General features: G+C 46.8%; 2 protein-coding genes. One reads left to right on the top strand and one right to left on the bottom strand.

Going from position 1 to position 1,631, the window contains the following annotated elements; genetic code table 11:
• Positions 1 to 866, top strand: an 866-nt coding sequence (locus Xbed_RS20405; RefSeq protein WP_479688290.1) for a phage tail fiber protein, incomplete at its 5' end; no start/stop codon positions are given.
• Between the two features lie 25 nt (positions 867 to 891).
• Here the strand turns inward: Xbed_RS20405 and Xbed_RS20050 are convergent.
• On the bottom strand, positions 892 to 1,631 hold a 740-nt coding region (locus Xbed_RS20050; RefSeq protein ID WP_208612282.1), incomplete at its 5' end, for a phage tail fiber protein.

Here is a 1,631-nt window from a genome sequence, read left to right as displayed (position 1 = left end):
TTGGTTTGTCGGGAACGGTGGAGCAGGCGAGAAACTTCACAGCGTTGAAATTAAAATCCACCAATATTGAATATAATGGCCGGAATTTAGCCTATCAGGATTTGATAGATTTTAGGACTGAACCCTATAAGTCGTTGATGAATGTGGTTGGAAACAATCCGCTGATAGGTGAGCGGGATAAACTGACCGCAATGCCTACTGGATTAACATGCGGTTTAGTAAATATTGCAGATTTAACGCCAAACGCGCATGGCTATTGGGGTATGGGTAATCTAATTAATGCTAGAGGTTGGTATGACGAATCTGGGATGGGTGCCAACTTGCAGTTAATTTCCACCGGGAATTTTTTAGCATTCAGAAATGGTAATGGTTCAACATTCAATAACATAACTCCTGTATGGCATTATGGTAATACCGTTAGGGATGGCTCTGGTTATCTGAGGCCATCTTCCCCTATCATCCAAATCTTCCCCGACGGCACATTTATCACCAATGACGAATCAGAGGGTGCCACAGTCTCCAGACTTGGCCTTGGTCATTACAGGATCACCGGTGTTCTGGGCTATAACTCAGATGGTGCATGGGGTGTACATGGCGGTATCAGTGTTCCCCGTGATGTTAACGGCAATGAGTTAGTGTATGTCGAGGATAAGGTATTGCCGGATGGAGCCATTGAAATCAAGGTTACTCATCGACAAAACATCCACATGCCCGCCCGGTTACAGAACGGGCGCATGAAATGTACGAAAGAGCAGATTTATTACACCGATGATGAACCCTGTGACTTACCCGCAGGAACTCGACTGGACGTCCGTGTCCAGATGCCGGAAGATTCGGTGTGGAACTTGAGGCAGAAGACAGAATAACTTGAGGGGCACGCAGCCCCTTTGTTTACTCTGTCAATTCCTTCTGTCGTTGGTTCCAGATAGAATCCACAGGCATTTGCACCCTGACAGAAACAGACCTACCATGAGGAATATCAATCAAATCCCCGTCAGCATAACCTTCACGTGTATTTCTGGCGAATACGGGAGCCTCAGAGTGTTCACGGTGGTAGGTCATGAGTTTGATGGAACCGTCAGGCAACACTTTGTAATCTACCCAAATCAGCGGCAATTTATTTTTGCATAACGGTATTTCAACACCCCCATCGGCACCACCCCACGCGGCATCGGCATTGAATCCCAGTACATTTTTGATGAGATAAATGCCCTCAGAGAGACGCTCAACGATTGCACCCTCTGATTCGTCGTTTGTCTCAAATTTACCGTCGCTACAGATTTTGATGATGGGGGAGGCTATTTTTATGAATCCGCCAACAACTGTGGTATTCCCTGTACACCAAGCAATATTCCACGCGCTCCATTTGTTTCTTTCTCTAACACGATTAGCCATTGCAGCGTCACTCACCTGAAATTGTGCGATTGAGCCACTACCATCACCGCCTGTTCGCGTCATGACCATGACAGGGCTATAGGCAGCCCAATAATTTTTTGCGCCAGACCCACCTGCCCCATACCAACCAGTTGTTATTGCATCATTTGCATCATGACTGATTGGTCCGCCGATTCCTCCTACAGCTTGACTGCCAACCCCATAATCCCCCACTTTCAGTGCTTCCCCTAAACCAA

It is taken from the genome of Xenorhabdus beddingii (assembly GCF_002127545.1).
Taxonomy (GTDB): domain Bacteria; phylum Pseudomonadota; class Gammaproteobacteria; order Enterobacterales; family Enterobacteriaceae; genus Xenorhabdus; species Xenorhabdus beddingii.
This window is presented reverse-complemented; position numbering and strand designations above follow the sequence as displayed.